The organism is Pseudoalteromonas rhizosphaerae, from assembly GCF_028885455.1.
GTDB classification, from domain to species: domain Bacteria; phylum Pseudomonadota; class Gammaproteobacteria; order Enterobacterales; family Alteromonadaceae; genus Pseudoalteromonas; species Pseudoalteromonas rhizosphaerae.
On record NZ_CP118496.1, the window covers coordinates 4,150,406 to 4,169,205 of the forward strand.

The following is an 18,800-nucleotide window of genomic DNA, read 5'->3' on the forward strand; positions in this document are numbered from 1 at the left end:
CTATGAATGACTCATCAATTTTAGTTTTAGGAAGCAATTCATTTTCAGGGGCATCATTTTGTGCGCATATGCTAAAAAATGATCAGCAAATTGTTGCTGTTAGTCGCTCATCAGAACCTAATTCAGCATTACTACCATATAGTTGGCAAAAAAATGCAGATAAATTGCAATTTAGCCAACTGGATATAAATCATCATCTGCAAAAAATTATTGATATTGTTAAACAGAAAAAAATTAAAAAAATTTATAACTTTGCTGCACAAAGCATGGTTGGTCAAAGCTGGCAACATCCTGAACATTGGTTTATGACTAACACTGTTTCAACGATCAAGTTACACAATTCTCTCCGACAATTAGATTTCCTTGAAAAATACATCCATATATCAACTCCCGAAGTTTATGGTAGTTGTAACGGATTAGTACCAGAGCATACTAATTATCAACCCAGTACACCATATGCAGTCTCCCGTGCTGCTGCAGATATGAGTCTACATACATTTGCAGATGTTTATGACTTTCCAGTGGTATTTACACGAGCTGCCAATGTTTATGGTGAAGGCCAACAGCTTTATCGCATAATCCCTCGTACTATTTTATATGCCCTACTAGGCAAAAAATTACAGCTGCATGGCGGAGGGCATTCAACACGATCATTTATACATATTGACGATGTATCTTCAGCGACACAACTTATTGGCGAAAAGGGTAAAAATGGTGATATTTACCATATTTCAACAGATCAAATGATCTCTATTCGAGTACTCGTTGAAACAATCTGCAATATGCTTAAGCTCCCATTTGAACAAGTGTGCCAATCGACTGAAGATCGATTAGGAAAAGATGCAGCATATTTATTAGACACAAAAAAAATTCGCTCCGAGCTAAATTGGCAAGACTCTATTTCATTAGAAAACGGCTTAGAACGTACAATTTATTGGATGAAGCAAAATTTAGATGTACTCGCCAAGCAAGAACATGACTATATTCACAAACCTTGAGGCAATCATGATAGGACAAGAAATAGATTTACTAAAAAATTACCCTAAGTCTAAGCGTGATCTTTCTGGTAGATTAGAAGCCAAAAGTGAAGCAGTTAGAGCTATAGCGCGCCAATTTGACGAGGAATTCTTTGATGGTGATAGAGAGCACGGCTATGGTGGTTTTAACTATCATTCAAGATTTTGGCAGCCAGTCGTGCCTGACTTTATTACGCACTTTGGTCTGCAAGAAAATAGCAGTTTATTAGACGTAGGCTGTGCAAAAGGATTTATGCTTTATGATATTTTACAACAGCTACCAACAATGACATTAAGTGGAATAGATATATCCCATTACGCATTAGACAATGCCAAACAGGAAGTAAAGCACTTATTACAACAAGGTTGCGCTACTAAATTACCTTTCGAAGACAATAGTTTTGATACTGTAATATCAATTAACACTATTCATAATTTAGATCTTAATAATTGCGCAAAAGCACTGCAAGAAATAGAGCGAGTTTCTAAAGCTAAAGCATTTATTACTGTTGATGCATATAGAAATGAACAAGAAAAAGAACGCATGGAAGCCTGGAATCTAACAGCCAAAACAATGATGCATGTTGATCAGTGGAAAGAGTTTTTCAAAGATACAGGCTACACTGGCGATTTTTATTGGTTTATACCCTAATGAAAAAACTTGATGCATATTTCGAATCATTAAGAATTCGAAAAATAGAAGAAATGATAGCCTTACGCTACCCTGAGCAAGAAATGAGATGCCCGACACATCTGTCAATAGGTCAAGAGCTAGTACCTGTTGTTGTTTCTAATTTTTTATCTAAAGATGATAAGGCTTTCAGTTCACATAGAGCACATGCCCACTATCTAGCCAAAGGCGGATCATTAAAGAAAATGATAGCTGAATTATATGGCAAGGCGACAGGCTGCACAGGTGGCAGAGGTGGCTCTATGCACTTAACAGACTTGGATTGCGGTTTTATAGCTAGCACTGCAATTGTGGGTAATAGTATACCACTGGCGGTTGGCAGTGCGCTAAGTCAAAAACTACAAAATAGCAATTTTTTGACCGTAAGTTATTTTGGTGACGGTGCAACGGAAGAAGGCGCTTTTTACGAGTCGTTAAATTTTGCAGCAGTTAAATCTCTTCCTATATTATTCATATGTGAGAATAACCGCTATTCAGTGTATAGCCCATTAGAAGTTCGCCAGCCAGTTAATAGAAGCATTACGGATTTATCGCAATCAATTGGAGTTGAAAGCTTTCACGCTGATGGAAATCTTTTAATACCACTAACCCATGCCGTTGAGAGTGCTATTGAATATATTAGAAAGAATAATGCCCCAGCACTCTTAGAGCTTGATACATATCGTCACAGAGAGCATTGCGGTCCTAATTTTGATGATGACTTAAACTACAGAGCCGCAGGTGAAGTCAAAACATGGCTTGAAAAAGATCCGTTAAAATTATTATTCGCGGAACTATCAGCAGATCAACATTTCGAGAAAACTCATAACGAAATGATTATCAAAATAAAAAATGAAATAGAAGATGCTTTTCTTTTTGCTGAAAATAGCCCTTTTCCAAATCCACAGTTAAACGAAGAGTTTCTTTATGCAAAATAAAACAACAACATTCGCTGAAGAAATAAACCAAGCACAGCACTGTGCCATGGCTGAAGACGATAGCATGATTTGTATGGGATTAGGTATTAATGATCCAAAAGCTATTTTTGGTACAACTACAGGCTTACAATCAAAGTTTGGCTCAGACCGTGTCTTTGATATGCCAACATCTGAAAATGCAATGACGGGTGTGGGGATTGGCGCAGCTATTACTGGCACACGTGTATTAATGACCCATCAACGAGTCGATTTTTTCTTGCTTGCCATGGACCAACTTGTAAATAATGCCGCTAAGTGGCACTACATGTTTAATGGGCAAATGACTGTACCTTTAACAATACGTTTAATCATAGGTAGGGGTTGGGGTCAAGGACCCACTCATCAACAAAGCTTGCAATCATGGTTTGCACATATCCCTGGACTTAAAGTTGTTACTCCAAGCTTAACTGATAATGTAGGACAGCTACTTTATCAAAGTATAATGGATAATAATCCAACTATTTTCCTTGAACATCGATGGCTGCATAACCAAAACATCGACAAAGAAACGTGCGTCGATTACAACTCAAACATGCAAACAACGAGAGTCATCAAAGAAGGTGAAGATGTCACTATCATCGCTAATAGCTATATGCTCCTAGAAGCCATACACTGCCACAACTTCCTAAAAAAACAAGGTGTTAACTGCGAGGTAATTGAGGTATCTGAACCGACAAATATTGATTGGCAAACTATTTATAACTCGGTCAATAAGACTCAAACCTGCATATGCACTGATATAGGACATAACTCATTTTCTGTCTCTAGTGAAATTTCAGCAAAAATATATGAAGCATGCTTTACTTCCTTAAAAAAACCAATAAAACGAATAGCACTCCCCTCTTACCCTGAACCTACGAGCTTTGGATTAACAAAAAAATACTACAAAACCAGAACTGAGATTACTAAAGCTGTATCTGAACTCCTTGATAGGGAAATATTTATGACCGAAGATGTAGAATTTCCTCACGATGTTCCTGGTAACTGGTTTAAAGGCCCGTTTTAATGAATCGAGTATTAATTACAGGAATAAATAGTGGTATTGGGCAAGCACTTGCTGAGCGCTTAAGCCAAAATACGATTATTCACGGTACTTATCGAGGGCGAAAATCAAACTTAGATTTTGCTGAACTAACAAAAGTTGATTTTAGCTCACAAAAAAACGTTGACGATTGGTGCCATAAAACGAACTTTTCAATATATGATAGTATAATTTTTGTTCATGGCACACTCGAGCCAATCGGTTCTCTATCAGATTGCTCTTATGACGATTGGGAAAATGCATATAGAATTAATTACTTATCTATAGTGCAAGTGTTAAGTTCAGCAGTTCTAAAAATGAAATCAAACTGCAAAATCCTGACCTTTGCTGGCGGAGGCGTCAATAGCGCCCCGACGAAGTTCAACTCTTATATAAATGCGAAAGTAGCATTAATAAAAATGACTGAAGTTTTAGCTGCTGAATATCCCGATTTAATCTTTCTAAATGTTGGTCCTGGCTGGGTAGATACACCTATTCACCAACAAACACTCCACGCAAAAGAAATAGTGCCGGAAGCATATAAGGAAACAGCCAGAAGATATGAGGAAAATGACTTTGTGTCTATGCAACTGGTCATCGACTCCTTAATTTTTCTTCTTGATAATGCAAATAGTAAGTTTAGTGGACGAAACTATAGCATTGCATCCAAAGAAATTTTTCATGAGGATTTTTTGGAGTCTCTTGAAAACCCAAATATCTACAAATTGCGTAGACTCAATAAAGAGCATACATAAATGAAACTAACGGATTATATTGCATCTTACCTTGCTCAATTAGATATCAAGCATGTATTTGTTCTGCAAGGCGGTGCTGCTTTACATTTAATTGACTCAATTGAAAAACACCCTTCGCTTTCAGCTATTGCAATGCAACATGAGCAATCATGTGCGATGGCTGCTGATAGTTATGCAAAAACACACCATGTACTAGGCGTGACTATAGCCACATCAGGCCCAGGCGCTACAAACTTATTAACAGGTATCGCAAGCTCCTACTTTGACTCTGTAGCTACTTTACATATAACTGGAAATGTAGCTTCATTTAGGCAATCGCATAAATTAGGGGTTCGACAATATGGTTTCCAAGAAACCGATATTGTTTCTATGGCAAAGCCAATAACAAAGTACGCAATACAATTAAAAAGACCTAATGACATTATCACTGTATTACCTGAAGCTATAAAAGCAGCATTAAGTGGCCGGCCAGGGCCTGTGTTAATAGATATTCCTGATGACTTTCAGCGAGAGATATTAGATATAAGAAAAATACCATTTGAAGCTTTTAATCAATCAACTGTAAACCATAAAGTAATTCAAGAAAACATATTTAATAACTTCATAGTGTCATTAAAACAAGCGAAAAAACCTTTATTTATTCTTGGTGCTGGGTGCCATAACTCAGCAGAACGGTTAATTTCACTTGCAACAAAACTAAAAATCCCCTTTCTATCGACTTGGCCGCTCAAAGGGATTGCAAATCATGATGACGAGCTAAATCTAGGGAATTTTGGAACTCATTCTTTACGTGGGAATAATATCGTTTTACAAAATTGTGATTTTATAATTTCTATTGGGTGCAGACTAGATTCAAAAGCCACAGCAAAATTAGATACTTTTGCACGTGAAGCTAAAATCGCAATGGTGGATATTGACCATAATGAAATAGAGAAATTTGCCCAATTAGGCAAAGTAATCAACTATCAATTTCCTGTATCTGTTCAAGTTTTTTTAGATGCTTTTTCACTGCATTGTGAAGATTTAATTGAAATATTTAAAAATAACGATGTGTGGCTAAATTATATTACGGATGTCACACAAGAGTTTAACTACATACCTGAATATAATTACGGTGGTGTAAACCCATATTTAGCTGTTGAGTTGTTTAGTGGTGCTTTCTGTGATGACCAAAATATATGTGTGGATACAGGTACTTGCTTACCTTTAACTCTTGTCTACGGTAAAGAGAAAAAAGGCCAGCAGTATATTTCTTCATATAATAATACCCCCATGGGCTATGCTTTACCTGCATCGATTGGTGTTGCCCTAGCAAAAGAAAAAGAAGTATTTTGTATAGTTGGCGATGGTGGTTTGCAAATGAATATCCAAGAACTTTCAACGTTAAATCACTTGAAACTTCCAGTCATTATTATTGTATTTAACAATAGTGGTCATTGTATGATAAAACAAACCCAAGATGATTGGCTAGACTCAAATTATTTTTCTGCTGATTGTAATAATGGCTTGCCTCACATAAATTTTTCTGAAGTTGCTAAAGCTTATGGGATCGACTCTGAAAAAGTTGAAAATAATGAGCAATTAAAATTATTAGTAGAACGTTTACACCTTCGCATGGATCAAGAAGGGCCAAAGCTTATCGAATTAGTAATTAACCCAAACTTTAGATATGAACCGATTATCAAGTATGGCAATCCATTAGAGAATATGAGCCCTGAACTTGCTTACATAAAACAAAAAAAAGCTATGCTTATACCCAGTTTGAAGGAAAATCTATAATGATAAACTTACACCAAGAGCTGGTTATGCTAGCTAGGAATACACAATCACACGTACAATCAAGCAGTGATTACCAGCTTCTTAACAAAAAACTATCAAAAGTAATTGCCAGCGCTTATAACACGACATCAACACCAACATTTTTATTAACGGATAATATTACATTTTCTCTTCCTTATTACGATATGGGCAATATTAATACGACTCATTTGTTTGGTATTGATGAGCTAATCATTTTAAGCTTTTACTTGAAAAATAAAAATAACTATAAGAATGTGTTAGATCTTGGCGCTAATATCGGTCTGCATTCAATAGTGCTGAGCTTATTAGATTATCAAGTTACATGTTTTGAAGCTGACCCTGAAACATTCCGCGTTTTAAAACAAAACCTAGAATTAAATAATTGTAAAAAGATTAAGCCAATAAATGAAGCCGCGGCAAGTTTTGATGGCAAAGCTGAATTTACACGAGTATGTGGAAACTTAACTGGAAGTCATTTGAGCGGCGCAAAAAGTAATCCCTATGGAGAGCTAGATAAATTTGAAGTTAAAGTTAATAACATAGGTAATATAGCTAAAGAATTTGACTTAATTAAAATTGATATTGAAGGTCAAGAAGCAGATGTATTAACTTCAATTTCTTCGGAGGACGCTTTAAAAATTGATTTTATGATGGAAATTAATGGCGAAAAAAATGCAAAAACTATTTTCGACTACAGTTTACAAGTCGGCTTAAATATTTTTCTTCAAAAAAATGATTGGAAAAAAGTGAACTCTCTTGCCGAATTACCCCTAAGTCATAGAGAAGGTAGTGTTTTCCTTTCTAGTAAAAATAAGATGCCTTGGTAAAATATGAATATTCCAACTTATTTTAAAGCAGGTGTATTAATAGATATAGAGCAGCCCCTTCAACTACTCGATTTAAAAATACCGTATTTGAAAGATAATCAAGTTCTGGTGAAAATGCATATGGCTGGCTTGTGTAGAAGCCAGCTGATGGAGAGTAAAGGCCTTAGAGGAGAAGACAAGTATTTGCCCCACTTAATGGGTCATGAAGGTGTAGGTGAAGTAATAGCAGTTGGCAATAGTGTTACCAAGGTTAAACAAGGAAATCGTGTCGTTCTTGGTTGGCTAAAAGGCAGTGGAATCGATTCCGGTGGGACACATCTAATTAGCAAAGAGGGTCAAATTATCAATGCAGGTCCAGTTACGACTTTTTCAGAGTACTCTGTTATATCTGAGAATAGAGTAACCATTTGCCCTGAAGGTATTTCAAATGAGTTAGCTGTTTTACTCGGTTGCGCCCTCCCCACAGGAGCCGGTATGGTTCTAAACCAGATACAACCACACTCTAATAGTAATGTGATATTAATCGGACTAGGTGGTATAGGCATAAGTGCACTATTAATGCTTAAACATTTCAGACCAAAAAAAATCATAGTTGTAGATATTGAACAATCTAAATGTGACTTAGCACTACAACTAGGCGCCGATGAAGCTTATTTATATGAAGAAGCAAGCCTAGCTTTACTCAAAGAGCAACACCCTAACGGCTTTGATTATGCTATTGAGAGTGCTGGACTATGTGAAACCATAGAATTCGCTTTTAATAATATACATAACAGCGGTAAATGCTATTTTGCCTCACATCCAAAAACTGGCGATTTTATAAAGTTAGATCCTCATCAACTAATTTGTGGAAAGCAAATTTTTGGAACTTGGGGAGGTAATTGTAATCCAGACAAAGATTTAAAATCGATTGCAGATATTATTCAAAAACTTGAAATATCTATTAATTCTTTGATAAGCCATCGCTATTCTTTGAATCAAATCAATGAAGCAATATCGGCGCTCGAACGAAGAGAAATTACCAGAGCCATCATTACTTTTGAGAATATTGAAGTATGAATAAGCAAGTCCTTGTTCAAGGAAACTTTGACATTTTACACCCTGGCCACATTCGCTTACTTCGTTTTGCAAAAGAGTGTGGTGATAAACTAATTGTTGCTGTTAACAGCGACAAATCTATGGGGTTAAAGAGTCGGGTAAACGAACAACATCGCCTAGAGATGGTTCAATCCCTCGAATGTGTGAATGAAGCATTTTTATCAGATTTAACTCCAGCAGAAACCGTAAAGAGCCTCAAGCCTCATATTGTCGTGAAAGGTAAAGAGTTTGAAAGTAGGCACAATCCTGAGCATGCTCTTGTTGAAATGTACGGAGGAAAGCTTATTTTTGGCTCTGGTGAGTTCGAATCTAATTCCGAACAATATATTACAAGAACAATAAGCCATGGTCATAACTTTGATTACAAAAAATGCCAAAGTTATGCAACAAGGCATCAGTTTGATTATCAATCAATCAACACGGTATTTTCTCAATTTAGTGAAAACCGTGTTGCTGTAATTGGCGAAATAATCGTCGATGAATATATCCAAGGTACTGCGGTAGGCTTATCTCAGGAGGATCCTACCATAGTGATGACACCAGATAGAACGGATACATTTTTAGGCGGAGCAGCAATTACAGCAGGTCATATAAAAGGGCTAGGAGCTAATCAAGTTACGCTTTTCTCGGTACTTGGCAAAGATGATAAAGCTGATTACGTAAAAAATCATATTAACGCATACAATATTGATACTATACTTTTCGATGATGGCAGTCGCCCTACACCATTAAAATCACGATATAGAGCTGGGAATAAAACACTTCTAAGGGTCAATCAAGTTCGACAGCATAAAATTTCTAAAGAAATTCAAACCGATTTATACATGCAACTTGAAAGTAGTATTAACAACTTCGATTTACTGGTATTTTCTGATTTTAATTATGGATTATTACCTCAAACTCTGGTCGATAAAGTCATTGCTTTATGCAAAGAAAACAATGTACGTGTTGTCGCAGACAGCCAAACCTCTTCTCAAGTTGGTGACATTGCCCGTTATAAAGATATGATGCTAATAACACCAACAGAAAAAGAAGTCCGTGTTGCTCTGAATAACATTGATGATGGTCTACCTATTTTAGCGCAAAAACTGTGTGAAAAAGCTAATCCGATGTCGTTGGTTATTACCCTTGCGGGAGAAGGTATTTTTATCCATCTACCAGATCAAAATGGCCAATGGGAAAATGATATGCTTCCTGCGATTAACCGTAATGCGGTTGATCCTGCGGGAGCTGGTGATTGCTTCTTAGCTGCCAGTAGCCTTGCTTTGTGCTCAGGTGCGACACCGTGGCAGGCATTTTATATTGCAAGTATTGCAGCCGCTTGCCAAGTAGATACACTAGGAAATCAGCCACTGTCTTTTAACACGCTCCAGCAACGAGTACTGGAGTCATTCAAAAATATATGAAAGCGATATTGCTAGCAGCAGGATTAGGCACTCGGTTAAAACCTTTGACTAATACAATTCCAAAATGTTTAGTGCCAATCTCCGGACGCCCTCTTCTATCTTACTGGTTAGAGAAGCTAGATAATTTAGGTGTATCTGAAATACTAATTAACGTCCATTATCTAGCTGAGCAGGTCGAAAGCTACATCAGCCAATCGCCCTATAGAAATAAAATAACCATTGTTAAAGAAAGTACATTACTTGGTACTGGCGGCACATTAATTAAAAATGCTCACTTTTGGAAAGATGAACAAGTGATTGTGATCCATGCTGATAATTTCTGCCTCAGTGATTTAAAAGGCTTAATTCACGTTCATAACACTAAACCGGGCAATGTAGATGTGTCACTACTACTGTTTACTTCATGTCAACCGAGTCAATGCGGTATTGTAGTTATGGACACCAATAATGTCATCCATGAATTTCATGAGAAAGTAGCTAACCCTCCCGGAAATATCGCAAGCGGAGCACTCTTTGTTTTTTCTAATTCTGTTTATGAGCGGTATTTTAAAGAATTAAAAGAAGATAAATTTTATGATTTAAGCAAAGACATAGTGCCTAACATGATTGGAAAAATGCAAGGGTGGATCGTAGATAATGAATATATGGATATAGGCACGCCCGAGAGTTATCAGCGTGCCCAAAAACTGGTATAAAAGATTACGAGCCTTGGTTCATAATTTTAAGCTGTTCATCATTAAGAAAATCACAGGGCTTTTTGTAGTTATCTTCAAAGTAGTCTCTCATATCAACAATATAATTTTGCCAAAGTAAAAAAAGCTCATCAAATTGTTCTAATGTAAACGTTTCATTTTCATAACTATAAAGCAATGTAATTAGTGGGCAGTGATAATATAATAATGACCCTTTCATCATATGATAAATATGACCTAATGGTGAATTTTTAAATGAATACACATACCGTTGCTGTCTTTTAAGCAAATCTGCAGCTTCTTTGATTGTTGTATAAGGCTCGTTACTAATAACTAACAGATGGTCACACATATCAATAAAGCGCTGTATTTCGTAATCTTCATCGTTTAATTTATCCAAATTCAGGTTTTCAAAATATCGCGTCTTGATTAACTCCAGCAAAGGAGGCTTATCTAAGCTGTTTTCTGGATCAATTAATATATCAGCAGCTAATGAAATAGCGCCTTTAATTTTAGCCCCGTTACCAATATTGAATACATCAACTGCAGGAAATATTTCCAACAGCTTTTCTATTTGGCTATGCGATACTTTGTATAAATCATTAGTGTAAACAAAGCTATCACTTAAATTACCAGGTAAAGTTTTTTCCGTGACAGGTGCACAACTGATTCCTTTTTCATCATCTTTATCTTTTTTATAAAAACTGTGATCACTATGATGTTTACCTGTGGGTAAGCTTCCATTATCAACACCAAATAAATACACATTTTTAAAACCAAAATTTAAAAATAACGAGAGTGCAGTATTAGATACAAGTGGATTACTATATGGAATTAATGGCAGTGTTTTAGAGCGATTTTTTAATGATAAAAAATTAATGAAATCAGTACCACCTTCATTCCCTTTTAATGCTAACCCTGACCACTTATATAGCTCGGTTGTCTTAGGATGGACCATATTAACGGCTAGTAAATTAACTCGTTTATACGCTTCGATCGGTAAGGAGTCAGCGACTATTTTGTAGTTTGCATAAGGTCTCTCTACTAGTACATGAAAGTCCGCCTGGATCCCCAATCGCTCTAAAGAAACAATGGCAGATCCTGCAGCTACAACAATCCCTTTATTCTGATTATTTTTCAAATATTCAACAGCTTCATCTAAAGATGGGCCATTGCCAATTATAAATACAGGTATATCTAATAACGAAGCAGGTAAACTCGCTTTATTTGTAAGAAAAGACTGATTACTTTCAATATGAGCTATCGAGTGTGCAAACCCAGTTATTGCATCATTGAAAAAGCCGTGCCCCATTTGAAAACGAAAATAATCCGCAGCCCAGTTGGCTATTAACTCATTAATTTCACGTCCAGGTGTATGCTGATAACAAAAGCTTCTTACAGCGGAAAATGCTCCTATATCTTCAACTACATTTTCTAAATCTTGAATAAACGTGTTTTTATCTGCTCCCAGATTAAAGAAAAGGCAGTTTCCTTGGTCATCAATTTTTTTAATAACATCAAACCAATCAATACAAAATAAGCTTGCATAAAACTGCTCGATATCTGGCTCAATAATAAATAAATAATCAAACTCAGTATGATTTAATAATTCAGGTATGTGATAGCCTAATCCCACTCCAAAAATAATTCCCGATGGGAAGTGACAAGGTAATTGGGCTATTTTTTTCTCGTCATACTTGCGCAATTTACGCATAAACTGACCAAGCTTAACCATATACTCTGTATGAAGACGTTTATCAGAACTGCTATCTGGGTAGCCTGTATAATCTGTTAAGCTAAAAACAGGATGTTCAATCTGACGCCTAACCTGCTCCTGGCTCTGCTCGAGAGGGTTTTGAGAATAAAGGGGAGCTAATGCATTTTTAGGTATAATATTTCCATGACCACTTTGCGTGACATGAATACAAAAATCATCGCGGAGTTGCAGCTTAGATAAAGCTGCTACAATCTCAGGGTAATAATGAGTGAAACATTGCCAATTCTTTTCAAATCGCTCATTTGCTTCTGTAGCAAAAATAGCCTCTCTTTCTTGATGTTTAATAGTTTTTTCAAGTTTTTCTGAGATGTGCTCAAGCTCGTTATTAATATCTATATTCTTTATCATGTCGGTTACCTACTTGATATTTTTATACACATTTATTTTTTTTTGCGTATTAATATGAACACCAAGTTCTTTTGCAGCCTGCTGTTTTTTGAGGCTTATCTCTAATACCGTAGTATTCAATTTGATTGAAAAATCCGATAAAAATAACACATCGTTTTCGCTGAGGTTCTCAGGTGAGGCAAAGAGTGCTTTCAATGTTCTATCAATTAATAGTAACTTGCTTTGAGCTGACTCTATATCACCTTCAGCTAAATATTGATTAATTACAGACAAATCGGGGACTAACTGAGACAATAAACTAGCCGACATTAGCATCTATACCATTTTCACTAAGTGTTTTTTCTCGAACATCATGAGGAATAGCATCCCAAGCAGACTTTATTTCTTTTAATAAATTAGATACTTCTTCAACAATTGCAGGATCATTTTTTATTGTTGCATCAACTAAGCGATCTATCATATAAGAATAAAGTGCATATAAATTATCAGTCACTTCACCACCAACTTTAAAATCTAAACAGCCCCTTAAGGCTTCAATAATAGCAGTCGCTTTAGATAAATGTTCGGCCTTCGCTTCCATATGTTTTCTTTCAATAGCAACTTTAGACATCACCATTTTTTCAATTGCACCCGCCATTAACATTTGAATTATTTCATAGCGATCAGCACCGGCAACACGGGTCTTGAGTGCTTCTTTCTGATAATTTTTTACTTTGGCGTTATACATATTAAAACCCTTTTAAATCAAAATTCATTTATGATTTGTTTCTTGTAAATCCAGGTAAGCTCGCAAGCTGCGCTCCTAAGTACTGTTGTGTTGATTGCATTTGCGCCAGTAACACATCTAAACCCGCATATTGCTTTCTAAGCCTACTTTCTAATTCGGTCATTCTAAATTCATGCTTTAGTACATCATCTTCTAAATCAGTGACCTGCGTATTTAAATTATCTTCTCTTTGCTTTAAAATGCCTTTTGAACTTACGTAATTATCTAAAAAAGATTCGAACTGTTTAGCAACACCATTTTCACCAGCAAAAGCCTTTCCGATATCATCAAAATTTTCATCCATTGCCGTATTTAAACTGCGGACTAAAGTTGATTTTTCTAGATAACCTTTCTTGTCAACACCCAAGCCAATATCGAAAATACTTGTGAAAGGCCCTGCATCCGTTAAATTTGTAGAAAGCATATTGACCATTTGCGAGCTCAAAGTACGAATGGTTGCATCGCTATTTAAAGGTTTACCAACTCTCGATTGCAGACCTAACTGCCCTATAGCATTGTTATAATTAGCAATAAATTCATCAATTAATGTTGTAACGCTCTCACGGTCATAGCTAACAGCCAACTTTGCCGTCTCTCCATCAACGCTTTGTCGTTTAGCAGTGATCGTCATATCTTGCACAGCATCTTTAAAGGTATTGGTGTCATTTGTTATTGTTATGCCATCTACTTTTATAACTGCACTTTTTGCTCCATTTCCAGCTGTTATACCAATACCACCGCTATCAGGAGGTCCACCATTAGCATCAGTAGATACATTGTCTAGCTCAGCATTGTCATTGGTAATTACCAAGTCATTACCAGCGCCACTCACACTCGAAGTAAGAACCAACTTTGACTCAGTACCAGTATTTATTATATTTGCTGTTACACCAAAATTATCATCCGAGTCATTAATTGCGTTACGTAAGTCAGCTAATGTCGCACCCGCATCGAGAGTTAGGTCAAAGCTTTTGTCTCCAGCAGCAAATGACAAGGTGCCTCCAGAAGCAGTAACCACATCATCCGTTGCCGTAAAACCTGTCTTTGATGTCGCGCGACTGCCTTGAGCAACTTCTAATACTTCGATTTTAAAGTTGCCTGGAGTGATATCTTTTGTTGGGGTAACTGAAACGAGATCACCGTCATCACTTGTTGGTTGAGTGATATTAGCAATACGTTTATTAAAACTATCAGGATCTGCTAGCTTTTTTATTGTGTCTTGTAGCTTGGATAACGCAGACTTGATCTCTCCGATTGAAGATAATTCAACTTCTAACGACTTGTCCTTTTTTGCAAAGGCATTCATTTTTGGAACATTTTCGGCATCAACAGATGCTGTAATGATACTTTCGAGATCCAGCCCAGATCCAATACCTGCGGATGTTATAAGTGGCATACTTCTCTCCTACTATCTGTTCCAAAAAATATCATACGGTTTGATTTAGTAACAAACCTTTATTAGTAAGTTTATCGGCAAATTCATCTAAAGCTTTAGCAACTTCTCTAAACTCTTCAGTTGGAATTTCACGAATAACTTCTTCGCTTGTTTTATCAAACACTTTAATTATTGGTGGATCACCCTGCTCATCAAATTCAAATTTTAAATTTGTAGCCGTCACAGGAATATATTTATTTAATTTCTCTAAGTTTTCTTTCACTTCGTCGATCAGTGCTTTTCTTTCACTCTCAGAATCAAGTTGCTGACTATTATCAACAAGTGCGGGCTCTCTACCAGCAATTTTTGTACCAGCTTTTTCAACGGTTGCTTTTTTACTTGCTTCGTTTAACTCATTTTTATTTGTAAAAGATGAATTAGCGGTGAAGTTTTCACTCGATTTAATTATTCCACCTAAGTCAGCCATAGTAGCTCTCCTTCAAAATACAAACAAAGTATAAGTCATTATCGAGACAATATCTCAATAATGACCTAATTAACCGTCTAGCCTAGTAACGATAATGCTACTTGTGGACGCTGGTTTGCTTGGCTCAAAATAGATTGGCTTGCTTGTTGTAATATTTGAGATTTAGTCAAATTAGCTGTTTCGGCAGCGAAATCAGTATCTTTAATACGTGACTTAGCAGCACTCAAATTTTCTGAAATGTTAGATTGGTTACGAATAGTTGATTGAAAACGATTTTGTACAGCACCGAGTTCGGCACGTTTTTTATCAACTACTGCAATCATTGCATCCATACCTGCCATTACAGCTTGTGCATTTGCCTGAGAAGATACACTGATCCCAGTCGCTGAAAACACTGATGAGAAAGCAGTGTTATCAGCTGAAGCACCAACCTGTGAACTAATTGTTCCCGCTGTAGCACTTAAGCTTGCACCCGTTACAGCACTAGCAACACTGGCAATGCCTGACATAGTAAAGCCGCCGGCAGCTACAACAGAGTTAGCTGTGCCACCAATATCTTTCATACTAAAGCTAATATTCTGTACAGCATCAGCACCAACTTGGAAGTTAGCTGAGAATGTACCATCTAGTAGATTTTGACCACCAAATGTTGTATCTGCAGCAACACGATTTACTTCTTCTGATAATGAACGAATTTCTTCTTGTACTGCTAAACGATCTTCATCTGTATTTGAACCGTTTGAAGCTTGTTGAGCAAGAGTACGAATACGCTGGAACATTGACGTAGTCTCATCAAGTGCGCCTTCAGCAGTCTGCGCAAGTGAGATCCCATCATTAGCATTTCGGTTACCTTGATTCAAACCATTTATTTGACTAGTTAAACGGTTAGATATTTGCATGCCTGCAGCATCATCTTTTGCACTATTAATGCGAAAACCTGATGATAGACGTTGAAATGATGTATCGAGCTGGTTACCAGATTTCATCAACTGGCGCTGTGCGTTCAATGAACTCACATTAGTATTTACATATAAAGCCATAATAGCCTCCGCTTTATCATTTTAAATAGAATAACAACGGGATACCCCTACCCTGTTATTACTCCAGACTGAGAGTCCTAGATTTTTAGTTCTCTAAGTCAGTTATCGTCAGATAAAACGGAAACTTTAGCTTTATTTATAAATTTTTAACAACGTTATACTATTTTAACCCTGTAACAAGCTTAATGCAGCCTGAGGCCTTTGATTTGCTTGGCCTAATATTGTTTGGCTCGCTTGTTGTAAAATTTGGTTTTTAGTTAAGTTAGCTGTCTCCATTGCAAAATCAGCATCTTTAATTCTTGATTTAGCAGAGGCTAAATTTTCAGAAATATTAGCTTGATTTCGTATTGTCGACTGAAAACGGTTTTGTACCGCACCTAATTCAGCGCGTTTTTTATCAACCACCGCTATTAGAGAATCCATACCCGCAAACACAGCCTGTGCATTTACTTGTGATGACACACTAATACCTGCAGCTGTAAATACAGAAGAAAAATCTAATGTTGTTGATGCCGTTGCGCCATCAACTGAGCTTACATTAGCTGCGAGCGTTGAAAGAGCTTTACCACCCACGGCTGAAGCAACACCGGCAACACCTGATATAGTAAAACCACCATTAGCAGCAAGAGAATTAGCTGTATCGCCAACAGACTGCATACTAAAACCAATAGTCTGTACAGCATCAGCACCAACCTGAAAGCTTGCAGAATAAGAGCCATCCAATAAATTTTGACCACCGAATGTCGTGTCCGTGGCAATTCGGTTAACCTCATCAGATAACTGTCTAATCTCTTCTTGGATAGCGAGCCTATCTTCATCTGTATTAGAGCCATTTGCTGATTGCTGAGCAAGTGTTCGGATACGTTGAAATGTAGAAGTAATTTCATCAAGCGCACCTTCAGCCGTTTGTGCCAGCGAGATACCGTCATTCGCATTACGGTTGCCTTGGTTTAAACCCAAGATTTGCGATTGCAAACGATCCGATATTTGTAAACCAGCAGCATCATCCGCCGCGCTGTTAATACGCAGACCAGATGATAAACGTTTAAAGGAAGTATCTAAGTCGTTTCCAGTTCTTTCAAGCTGTCTTTGCGCATTAAGCGCACTAACATTCGTATTTACAAATAAAGCCATAATAAACTCTCTTCTTATCTGTCAAATTAAAGCCACTCTAAAATGAGTGGAGTTTTGACAAAGTGACTAGTTACAGCAGCCAAGTAAGATTGGCCCGGGGCAATAAACTGCCACTTTGCAGGTTAATTTAAAAACTTAATAAGTGTTGAGCAATCTTTAGGCCAACTTTATAGATAGAGTTGCATTGAATTAGAAAAAAAGAGAAAAGGGCCTATAAGGCCCTTTGAAGATAAGTTTGAGAGTAGGTTTTAATTATTGGCATATTTTATGCTTAATAATTTATGTTCTTACAAATGTTAGAACAATACAGGATTTTTAAGCGCCTCCGCTTTATCAATCCGTTTCAGCGCCTTTGTTAATACCCCATTAAACAAAGGCGCTACATTCTTAGTCAATTAATTGACTATTTCCAACCAATTATCCTAGAAGACTTAATGCAGCCTGTGGACGTTGATTAGCCTGGCTAAGAATTGTTTGGCTAGCCTGTTGTAGAATCTGCATTTTTGTTAAGTTTGCAGTTTCTTGAGCAAAGTCAGTATCTTTAATACGTGATTTTGCAGCACTTAGATTCTCTGAGATATTTGATTGGTTACGAATCGTTGACTGAAAACGATTTTGTACCGCACCCAGCTCAGCTCGTTTTTTATCAACAACCGCTATAAGCGAATCCATACCAGCCATTACAGCTTGCGCATTAGCCTGTGAAGATACACTGATACCACCAGCAGTAAATACTGATGAAAATGCTGTTTGGTCTGCTGATGCACCTACTTGCGAGCTGATTGTTCCAGCTGTCGCACTTAAACTAGCGCCGGTTACCGCACTGGCAACACCTGCAATACCTGACATGGTGAAACCACCATTAGCTGCGATAGAGTTAGCAGTACCACCAACCGATGCCATACTAAAGCTGATATTCTGAACGGCATCTGCACCTACTTGAAAGTTAGCCGAGAAAGAACCATCTAATAGGTTTTGACCACCAAACGTTGTATCTGCAGCAACACGATTCACTTCTGATGAAAGAGAGCGAATCTCTTCTTGCACCGCTAAACGGTCTTCATCAGTATTTGAGCCGTTAGCTGCTTGCTGTGATAATGTTCTGATACGTTGGAACATTGATGTTACTTCGTCTAATGCACCCTCAGCTGTTTGTGCTAGTGAAATACCATCGTTCGCGTTACGGTTACCTTGGTTCAAACCGTTAATTTGTGATGTTAAACGGTCAGAAATTTGTAAACCTGCCGCATCATCTTTCGCACTGTTAATACGAAAACCTGATGATAAACGTTGGAATGATGTATCCAGTGCATTACCAGAATTATTTAATTGTCTTTGTGCGTTTAACGCGCTAACATTTGTATTTACATATAAAGCCATGATATCTCTCCAGAAGTAAACTTATCATTTACTCTCAAACTTACTAGATTAAGCAGTGGTTGTTATTTACAACGCTTTGCTTGGTTAATTAAGTTATCGGTCTAGCAAAAAAATCCTTTAGCTTTTTTTTAATTTTTTTAACTTTATTTTTTAAGCTCTTGTAATTTAATGAATTTTTAAATTGTTTAATTAATGAATTCCATTAAACGAATAAAAGATTATTGTACAGGT

The 18,800-nt window shown here is 36.8% G+C and carries 18 protein-coding genes; 10 read left to right on the forward strand and 8 right to left on the reverse strand.

Annotated features, from left to right (window positions below):
* The first annotated feature begins 2 nt into the window (after positions 1–2).
* Genes PVK79_RS17930 through PVK79_RS17975 form a run of 10 tightly spaced genes read left to right on the forward strand, consistent with a single transcriptional unit; the run spans position 3 to position 10,265 of the window.
* Complete coding sequence (locus PVK79_RS17930; protein ID WP_169019241.1) at positions 3–998, forward strand: GDP-mannose 4,6-dehydratase; 996 nt, start codon at positions 3–5, stop codon at positions 996–998.
* The gene (locus PVK79_RS17935; protein WP_257326280.1) at positions 976–1,668 is read left to right on the forward strand and encodes a class I SAM-dependent methyltransferase; all 693 of its coding nucleotides are present in this window, start codon (positions 976–978) and stop codon (positions 1,666–1,668) included. Before PVK79_RS17930 ends, PVK79_RS17935 begins: the two co-directional genes overlap by 23 nt.
* On the forward strand, positions 1,668–2,624 hold the full coding sequence (locus tag PVK79_RS17940; RefSeq protein ID WP_169019240.1) for a thiamine pyrophosphate-dependent dehydrogenase E1 component subunit alpha: 957 nt from the start codon (positions 1,668–1,670) through the stop codon (positions 2,622–2,624). The genes PVK79_RS17935 and PVK79_RS17940 overlap by 1 nt, the downstream gene beginning before the upstream one ends.
* Positions 2,614–3,669, forward strand: coding sequence for an alpha-ketoacid dehydrogenase subunit beta (locus PVK79_RS17945; protein ID WP_076923526.1), 1,056 nt, complete (start codon positions 2,614–2,616; stop codon positions 3,667–3,669). Before PVK79_RS17940 ends, PVK79_RS17945 begins: the two co-directional genes overlap by 11 nt.
* On the forward strand, positions 3,669–4,439 hold the full coding sequence (locus PVK79_RS17950) for an SDR family oxidoreductase (protein WP_145239465.1): 771 nt from the start codon (positions 3,669–3,671) through the stop codon (positions 4,437–4,439). Before PVK79_RS17945 ends, PVK79_RS17950 begins: the two co-directional genes overlap by 1 nt.
* Positions 4,440–6,218, forward strand: a complete 1,779-nt coding sequence (locus PVK79_RS17955) for a thiamine pyrophosphate-binding protein (protein WP_257326281.1) — start codon at positions 4,440–4,442, stop codon at positions 6,216–6,218.
* Entirely contained in the window at positions 6,218–7,066 is an 849-nt protein-coding gene (locus tag PVK79_RS17960) for an FkbM family methyltransferase (RefSeq protein WP_145239468.1), read from the forward strand. The genes PVK79_RS17955 and PVK79_RS17960 overlap by 1 nt, the downstream gene beginning before the upstream one ends.
* A 3-nt stretch (positions 7,067–7,069) precedes the next feature.
* The gene (locus PVK79_RS17965; protein WP_145239471.1) at positions 7,070–8,125 is read left to right on the forward strand and encodes an alcohol dehydrogenase catalytic domain-containing protein; all 1,056 of its coding nucleotides are present in this window, start codon (positions 7,070–7,072) and stop codon (positions 8,123–8,125) included.
* Positions 8,122–9,570, forward strand: coding sequence for a PfkB family carbohydrate kinase (locus PVK79_RS17970; protein WP_182758299.1), 1,449 nt, complete (start codon positions 8,122–8,124; stop codon positions 9,568–9,570). Before PVK79_RS17965 ends, PVK79_RS17970 begins: the two co-directional genes overlap by 4 nt.
* Positions 9,567–10,265: a nucleotidyltransferase family protein gene (locus PVK79_RS17975; protein WP_182731000.1), complete on the forward strand. Its 699-nt coding sequence runs from the start codon at positions 9,567–9,569 to the stop codon at positions 10,263–10,265. Before PVK79_RS17970 ends, PVK79_RS17975 begins: the two co-directional genes overlap by 4 nt.
* A 4-nt stretch (positions 10,266–10,269) precedes the next feature.
* On the opposite strand, the gene PVK79_RS17980 is transcribed toward PVK79_RS17975, so the two are convergent.
* The 8 genes from PVK79_RS17980 to PVK79_RS18015 form a co-directional block, all read right to left on the reverse strand.
* Positions 10,270–12,387: a motility associated factor glycosyltransferase family protein gene (locus tag PVK79_RS17980; protein ID WP_182730999.1), complete on the reverse strand. Its 2,118-nt coding sequence runs from the start codon at positions 12,385–12,387 to the stop codon at positions 10,270–10,272.
* A gap of 9 nt (positions 12,388–12,396) precedes the next feature.
* Positions 12,397–12,696: a hypothetical protein gene (locus PVK79_RS17985; protein WP_182730998.1), complete on the reverse strand. Its 300-nt coding sequence runs from the start codon at positions 12,694–12,696 to the stop codon at positions 12,397–12,399.
* A complete protein-coding gene (gene fliS / locus PVK79_RS17990) occupies positions 12,686–13,114 on the reverse strand; it encodes a flagellar export chaperone FliS (RefSeq protein WP_149981556.1) in 429 nt (142 codons plus the stop codon). Before fliS ends, PVK79_RS17985 begins: the two co-directional genes overlap by 11 nt.
* Positions 13,115–13,142: 28 nt before the next feature.
* Positions 13,143–14,549 (reverse strand): flagellar filament capping protein FliD, encoded by a 1,407-nt coding sequence (gene fliD, locus PVK79_RS17995; protein ID WP_257326283.1) that lies wholly within the window; start codon positions 14,547–14,549, stop codon positions 13,143–13,145.
* Positions 14,550–14,580: 31 nt separating this feature from the next.
* Positions 14,581–15,015, reverse strand: a complete 435-nt coding sequence (locus PVK79_RS18000; RefSeq protein ID WP_149981560.1) for a flagellar protein FlaG — start codon at positions 15,013–15,015, stop codon at positions 14,581–14,583.
* A 77-nt stretch (positions 15,016–15,092) separates the two neighbouring features.
* Entirely contained in the window at positions 15,093–16,055 is a 963-nt protein-coding gene (locus tag PVK79_RS18005) for a flagellin N-terminal helical domain-containing protein (RefSeq protein WP_182778324.1), read from the reverse strand.
* 165 nt (positions 16,056–16,220) lie between these two features.
* Positions 16,221–17,189 carry a flagellin N-terminal helical domain-containing protein gene (locus PVK79_RS18010; RefSeq protein WP_182718208.1) on the reverse strand — a complete coding sequence of 323 codons (969 nt, stop codon included), beginning with the start codon at positions 17,187–17,189 and terminating at the stop codon, positions 16,221–16,223.
* A gap of 417 nt (positions 17,190–17,606) precedes the next feature.
* Complete coding sequence (locus PVK79_RS18015; RefSeq protein WP_182730995.1) at positions 17,607–18,569, reverse strand: flagellin N-terminal helical domain-containing protein; 963 nt, start codon at positions 18,567–18,569, stop codon at positions 17,607–17,609.
* Positions 18,570–18,800 lie beyond the last annotated feature (231 nt).